The 6,077-nt window shown below is 58.6% G+C and carries 6 protein-coding genes; 5 read left to right on the top strand and 1 reads right to left on the bottom strand.

Going from position 1 to position 6,077, the window contains the following annotated elements; translation table 11 throughout:
- Positions 1 to 601: 601 nt before the first annotated feature.
- Positions 602 to 814, bottom strand: coding sequence for a helix-turn-helix transcriptional regulator (locus B0E41_RS25820; protein WP_077335960.1), 213 nt, complete (start codon positions 812 to 814; stop codon positions 602 to 604).
- A gap of 150 nt (positions 815 to 964) precedes the next feature.
- Between B0E41_RS25820 and B0E41_RS25815 the strand changes: the two genes are divergently transcribed.
- The 5 genes from B0E41_RS25815 (at position 965) to B0E41_RS25795 (ending at position 5,314) form a co-directional block, all read left to right on the top strand.
- Positions 965 to 1,204, top strand: a complete 240-nt coding sequence (locus B0E41_RS25815) for a hypothetical protein (RefSeq protein ID WP_077335958.1) — start codon at positions 965 to 967, stop codon at positions 1,202 to 1,204.
- The gene (locus tag B0E41_RS25810) at positions 1,197 to 2,459 is read left to right on the top strand and encodes a tyrosine-type recombinase/integrase (RefSeq protein WP_077335956.1); all 1,263 of its coding nucleotides are present in this window, start codon (positions 1,197 to 1,199) and stop codon (positions 2,457 to 2,459) included. The genes B0E41_RS25815 and B0E41_RS25810 overlap by 8 nt, the downstream gene beginning before the upstream one ends.
- A 150-nt stretch (positions 2,460 to 2,609) precedes the next feature.
- Positions 2,610 to 3,326: a hypothetical protein gene (locus B0E41_RS25805; RefSeq protein ID WP_171984885.1), complete on the top strand. Its 717-nt coding sequence runs from the start codon at positions 2,610 to 2,612 to the stop codon at positions 3,324 to 3,326.
- A gap of 58 nt (positions 3,327 to 3,384) precedes the next feature.
- Positions 3,385 to 4,200, top strand: a complete 816-nt coding sequence (locus B0E41_RS25800; RefSeq protein ID WP_143434045.1) for a hypothetical protein — start codon at positions 3,385 to 3,387, stop codon at positions 4,198 to 4,200.
- Between the two features lie 148 nt (positions 4,201 to 4,348).
- Positions 4,349 to 5,314 (top strand): GIY-YIG nuclease family protein, encoded by a 966-nt coding sequence (locus tag B0E41_RS25795; protein ID WP_077335950.1) that lies wholly within the window; start codon positions 4,349 to 4,351, stop codon positions 5,312 to 5,314.
- Positions 5,315 to 6,077 lie beyond the last annotated feature (763 nt).

The raw sequence follows: 6,077 nt of genomic DNA, 5'->3' as shown, positions 1-6,077 counted from the left end.
GCTGATCGTGGACGATTGCGATACATTCACACCAGTTCCTGCGCGCTTCCCCAGCGCCGCCACGGCAACACCGATTCTCCGTCCACGATCAGCCTGAAACAGGCGTCCACGATCGCTGAAATACGCAGGCTGACAGACCACTTTGAGGGAAATGCAAGAATGGCCGCTCAGGGTCGGCAGCGTGACTTCACCCCATCGAGCAGCCGACATCCACCGCGTGCCAACTTGCGAGCCGCGACCTGCCGACCTGGGTGACCGCTGTACTGTCGACACCGGTCGTTGAAGCAGGTCGGTTGTCGCAGCAACCGATGACGGCTTCATGCCGGGCACTGTAAACGCGGCGCGCGGCCGCGAATGACGGCGCACGCTGCAAACCGATCTCTGGTCTTGTAAACCGAGTCAGCTCGGCCAGCACCGTGGCCTTGGTGAGTTCTAGCACGCAGTCCAACGGGCGCAGGACGGTGAAGGAGAGGATGACTTGTCGTAGTCGTGTTGAGGTTAGCCGCAGCGCAGGAGATCGGCGACGGACCAAATGAAAGCGAAGGAGCTTGTTGGTTCATAGGCCCTTGTATGGGCCTCTGTTGTCGCAGTGCAGACGGACTCAGGCGTTGTTGTCTTCGACGTACTCGAAGAGTTCGCTGATGGGGATTTGAAAGTACTTGCACAGCTCGTCGACGGCCTCCAGGTCGATGCGGTTGGCAGTCTCCTGATAGAGCAGTGTGATCGTGTTGCGATGAAGCCCGGTATCTCTGGCGACATCGCTGATCTTGAGCTTTCGCTCCCCCATCAGGCGGGACAGATGACACTTGATCACGACGCTCTCCGTGTAGAAATATCACTCAGGATGACAAAAAGTCCTTGACAATGGCATATTGATGCTCATAATGTCACTCAGGATGAAAAAAAAGCTTCATGAGTGGCTTTTTTCAATTCTGATTGTCCCACCATCGTCAAGGAGTGAGAAGTGAGCACCTGTACCTATCTGACGACAGATGAGCTGTCGTCCCGCATCAAGTACGACAGCCGGACCATACGAGATCGACTCAAAGACAGCGTCCTGCTGGAGGGGCGGCATTACATCCGTCCCTTCGGGGGTCGCAAGACGCTCTACATCTGGGAGCAAATCGAAGCCGACATGGCCCAACACTCAGCGATGAGTTCCGATGGCATCCCCCTGGCCAGCGGAGGGGTGATCCATGGGTAACATCCGCCGCCTAGAGAGCAAGGGGACCTTGTTCCTGGACTTCCGACATGCAGGGATGCGGCTGCGTGAATACACCACGTTGGCCGACTCCTCAGCCAATCGCAAACGCCTTCAGAAAGCTCTGGATCGGATCGAAACCGAGATCTCCCTCGGCACCTTCGATTACCAGAAGACCTTTGGAAAATCGCTGCCCAAAGCGAAGACTGATGTGCCAGAAGCGGAAGAAGGCACCTTCACCACTTCGGTGGGCAAGGCTACGTTCACTCCACTGTTCAAGGAGTTCGCCGAAACGTGGTTCAAGGAAGCCGAGGTGAGCTGGCGCCGCAGCTACTCCATCACCCAGCGGGGTGCGCTGGACAAGTACCTGATCCCGTACTTCGGGGAAAAGGAGGTCGGCCAGATCAACAAGGCAGACGCACTGGCATTTCGGGCATCACTCGCCAAAGTTCCCGCCCGAAAGTCCACTTCTACGCTGTCCAACCGTCGCATCAACTCCGTGATGAAGCCGCTGCGCCAGATCCTCAATGAAGCGGCCGACCGGTTCGAGTTTACGTCCGCCTTTCGCAACATCAAGCCCCTGAAAATCAAGCGCAGCGATGTCATGCCTTTCACGCTCGATGAGGTGCAGCGCATCCTGACCACGGCCAGGGTCGACTACCGCAATTACTTCACCGTGCGTTTCTTCACCGGCATGCGAACCGGTGAAGTGCATGGTCTGAAGTGGAAGTACATCGACTTCGAGCGTCGACTGATCCTGGTGCGAGAGTCCATCGTGCTGAATGAAGAAGATGAGCTCAAGACCGACGGCAGCATGCGCGACATCCAGATGAACGAGATGGTCTTCGAGGCTTTGCAGGCGCAGCGCAGGGCGACGGGCAAGCTGTCCGAATTCGTGTTCAGCAGCCGTGGCGGCAAGCCCATCGACAACCAGAACTTTCTCAACCGGGTATGGGCACCGCTGCTCAGGCACCTGGAGCTGGATCATCGGCGGGCTTACCAGATGCGGCACACGGCAGCCACGCTGTGGCTGGCCAGTGGGGAGGCGCCGGAGTGGATCGCTCGGCAACTGGGCCACACCAGCACGGAGATGCTGTTCCGGGTCTACAGCCGATATGTGCCGAACCTGACGCGGCGTGACGGCTCGGCCATGGAGCGCCTGCTCAAGCAACACATCTCGCTCGCACCAGTGAGCGGGATGGTGGTGCCCTTCATGCCCGCCAACGACGGGTCGCATGAGGCGCTGTCCCCGCCCTGAGTTTTCCTGACCAGACGAGAGAGATGCCAACGCCCAAGGAGCAGGGCAGGGCGAAGCCTTGCCCGAGTTTGACAAAGTGACTTTGGATGAGACCTTGGAGCGTGGCCACAAGACGCATCACCCACATCAATGAATGAAAGCGAGAACGACATGAATCACGACCATTCTGGATCCGGCACCCCTTCTACCGAGCCCACCCCAGCAGACGCTGAACAAGGCGACATGACCAAAAAAACCGATATCAGCGAGAACGTCCAGCGTCACCATCTAACCGGTCTTTGCTTCTTCCACGTGGATGAGAAGGACATGGCGCAGTTGGCCCCGGCGGCGGCAAAGCGACTGGAGGGTTTGCTGACAAACGGTTCGTGGTTGGCCGACATTCACGGGCCGCAAGATGTCTTCCAGTTGGTTCTGTACCCACTACGGTTTGGCTCCGGCTCCGGCGAACTCACCACGCGCCAGGATCGCAGCGACGAGGGTGAAAAACCGCTCGGGAACGTGGAAACGCAGGTCGTCGAATGGGGCGAGGCTCAACCCACCAGCATGAGCCTGGAGGTGAGCGACGAACTCGTCATCGTTCTGCACGCGCTGGAGGAAACCGGGAAGGCGAAGTTGGCGCCATGGACGGGGCGACCCATCCAGCCGCCAATGGTGTGGGAACTGCTGCCTACGTGGCAGGCGCTACCTTGGCTGGAGTTCCCCTCCACGGTCTTGGCCTCCGGTGGAAGCACTCACCACTCGGGTGGCATTTCTATGGGCATTTCGACAAGGGCGGGTATCCAGGCCGATCACACACAGGTGCGCAAAGCATTCGAGGCATGGATGCGCAGCGTAGGTCCCATGCCTGATCCTGAGGGGGCGCAATGAACACGCATCAGTGCTTTCAGCCGATCCTTTGCATCGACAAATCCACCAACAAACAACCATGACCACACCCAAGAAAGAAACACGGCCAGTGCATCGCAGCATCGACCAGCAGCCAGAGCGAATGAAAACCTGGAGCCCGGCCCAGGAGTCGCTGATCCAGACGCTTGGGTCGGTGATGAAGATTCCATCCGCAACCGGGCTGTTGTCGATGCCCGACCTCTTCGATGCAACGCCTCCGTATCGAATGAAGCGCGCCTACCTTGACCAGCTGCGCGAGAGGGTGTTGATCGGCAGGTCTCGAAGTGGTGACAGCCTGATCGATGGCTTCATCGACGATGTGCTCTCCGATGACCTGACCTTTGAAAGTTACTTTGTCGTGCAGGACGTGAGGACGGCATACCAGATACATCCCCTGTATCGGGTCTTCGGTGTCCTCACCCCGTTTCAAGCCGCGACCGAATTGGCCTGGTCCGTCTCGACGTCCCAGGCGGTGCGTCCAGACGAGGCCGCCGTGATGCACGCCGCAGGCCTCTTCTATCCGTCAGGGTACTTCTGGTGTGCGCACCCCAACCGCAAGACAAAACGGAAGGGCTGCAAGGCCAACCTCGAGGATGTGCGCCGAGGTCGAAGTCTTACCCTCAGCAAGCCGCTGCAGCGGCTTTGCGAAAAACTGCCCGTTGACGGCGCTTTGCTCTGTGCCCTTCTGTTGGGATGGGGCGCAGCAGAAGAGGCGAGGCGGACGGCCAAAGTGGACTCGGAAGCAAGGCAGGCACATGAGCAGTACGCGCGCTTGCTGACAGAGCTTCACCTCAGCAGCACCCGGATCAGTCACCGCTGGCATTTAGTGGTCCGCTGGGATCACCCCAACGCCTGACCGTTACCCCCGTCAAGGGGATGAACACATGGAAGCAGGAAGCTCACGGAAGCGGTTGGAGCTCACGAGCGACGTGGGCGCAATCCTAAAGGTCACAGGGCTTCGCGATCAGCCAAATCACATCGAATCAAATGAACAGGAGTGACGCATGTACAAGATGATGTCCAAGTCCAGGATGAGCTGGCACACCGAGGGAGAAACGCGCGGTTCTGTCTGCACTCGCCGAAGTCGCCGAGTCATCGAAGACGGACCCCTGGCCACAAGGCAGGCGGAAAAGTGCCATGTTTATTTGTTGGTGCACAGGGACGAGCCACGCTTCAAGATTGGCATCAGTCGAAGCCCTGGGTCACGGGCGAAGTCCTTGCCAGATGTTGAGAACATCGCAATGGAGAACTCATTTCAGGCGCTGTTTCCAAGCCGGACCAGGGCGCTTGAGGTCGAGAATGGATTGCACCGTTTGCTCTCTGGCTTGCGGCTGCACGTAGTCAGAGAGGACGGAGACCGCTGGGATGGAGGGACCGAGTGGTTTGCCATCGGGGGCTTGAGCTTCGCCCTCAATATCCTGCAGAACACCCCGCTGACGCACGATGGCGATGGCATGGTCATCCTCAAGAGACTGGAGGATGCGAGCCCGCAGCCGAAGGAGCGACCGTGTGCACGCGAGGCACGGATGCGACGGCAGTTCGATGCAGCGCAGGCCAACATGGCTCGCATGAGCCAGATCGTTCAGGTGTTTCGCCGCCTCAATGATGAGCTGACCATTACCAGACGCGATCCCGAGCGAGGAGCCAAGCCGAGCAGGACGGACGCCAGCGAGAAGCTCAAGACATTGCTGACCCTGGCCCACGGTGAGATGGTCTGCGTCCACGGGATCGGCAACCTCTGGGAGAGCGAGACTCTGGCGCTTCGCTATCGCCTGACAGACTCTCAGTTCTGGATGTTCGAAACAGGCAAGGCGGGGGAGGGCGTGAGGGAACAGTCGTGGCTCAGCCGCATTCAGTTCGACTGGACGAACAAGACCTCACTGCTGCTGTTCGTCGAGGACCGAGCAGTGCTGGAGAAACTCCCTGGAGGGAGAGCTGCGCTGAGGTTGTGGGACGCGCTGTGGGATTGAGGACGGGCTGGAGCTCAGACGCACGGATTGGCTTGAAGCTGCCCTATCGCGGGGCACCTTGCTGAAGAACAGCATTCCGGCGCGCCCCTTCCACCTCACTATGCACGCGTTGAAACTCAGCGACTGCCCCCCGGCATGCACCCACCAAGGGGGCGAAATACATGCGAAGGCTGTTCTTGAAGATTCGGCGCAGGTCTGATGTGTTCATTGCATGTATCCTTGTTCGGCGTCCAGCCACATTGAGAGTTGTCTGAGGTCTGTGTGATCGCAAGATGACTTTACAGGGAAGAAACGGGGGGCGGAAGACGTCAGGACCGGACAAATTTGTCCGCTGTTGTCTGGTCCGAGTTCTTGTGAGGGACTCCAGCGCGGTGCAGGATACCGAGAAACTCTTGCGCTGGAAGACCCATCCTCTCCAAGCGAGAGATCATCACCGCTGGGTCTGTGTCTTCAGGCGTGCGCAAGTGCCGACCTTCGGCTTGCCAGCGGATCACCTTTTTTCGGATATGCATGGGCGTGGTGGGCATTGCTCTACTTATGGATAAGAGGTCGAAATATGTTTGCCGAGCCGGTGGTTCGTGTCCGAACATGACTCGCTCGAAGGTCGCCGGAGTAGACCATCAAGCTTGATCCATAGTAAGCGGTCATCCAACTACGTCTTCCCACAGAGGGCCTGAGAGGGGAAGCTACGAGTCCATGTAGAACAAGGTGGACACGTATGTCAGAGATCGATGCAGAGGTGGTACGGCGCCTGGTCACGGGA

The sequence above is a fragment of the Hydrogenophaga sp. A37 genome, from assembly GCF_002001205.1.
Lineage (GTDB): Bacteria > Pseudomonadota > Gammaproteobacteria > Burkholderiales > Burkholderiaceae_C > Hydrogenophaga.
The sequence above is the reverse complement of the archived record's forward strand: the minus strand, read 5'-3'. Positions and strand labels throughout refer to the sequence as shown.

Bases quoted from the DNA above. Each gene is read 5' to 3' on its own strand.
- B0E41_RS25800 (WP_143434045.1), top strand. From the start codon at position 3,385: ATGACCACACCCAAGAAAGAAACACGGCCAGTGCATCGCAGCATCGAC.
- B0E41_RS25805 (WP_171984885.1), top strand. From the start codon at position 2,610: ATGAATCACGACCATTCTGGATCCGGCACCCCTTCTACCGAGCCCACC.
- B0E41_RS25795 (WP_077335950.1), top strand. From the start codon at position 4,349: ATGTACAAGATGATGTCCAAGTCCAGGATGAGCTGGCACACCGAGGGA.
- B0E41_RS25810 (WP_077335956.1), top strand. From the start codon at position 1,197: ATGGGTAACATCCGCCGCCTAGAGAGCAAGGGGACCTTGTTCCTGGAC.